The organism is Neisseria sp. HMSC064E01 (assembly GCF_001808875.1).
GTDB classification, from domain to species: domain Bacteria; phylum Pseudomonadota; class Gammaproteobacteria; order Burkholderiales; family Neisseriaceae; genus Neisseria; species Neisseria sicca_A.
Map to the genome: position 1 here is coordinate 106613 of NZ_KV794946.1, position 206 is coordinate 106818.

The 206-nt window shown below is 51.5% G+C and carries 1 protein-coding gene; it reads left to right on the top strand.

Annotated elements, in window-relative coordinates:
• On the top strand, positions 1-206 hold a 206-nt coding region (locus HMPREF2572_RS15260), incomplete at both ends, for a hypothetical protein (protein ID WP_210385302.1).

A 206-nucleotide genomic window follows, 5' to 3' on the forward strand; every position in this document is an offset into this window, starting at 1 on the left:
AAAGCTGCTGAAGAGGCTGAGAAAGCTAAAGCCGAACGCAAAGCTGCTGAAGAAGCTGAAAAGGCCAAAGCCGAAGCTGAACGCAAAGCTGCCGAAGAAGCTGAAAAGGCCAAAGCCGAAGCCGAGCGCAAAGCTGCTGAAGAGGCTGAAAAAGCTAAAGCTGAAGCTGAGCGCAAAGCTGCTGAAGAGGCTGAGAAAGCTAAAGC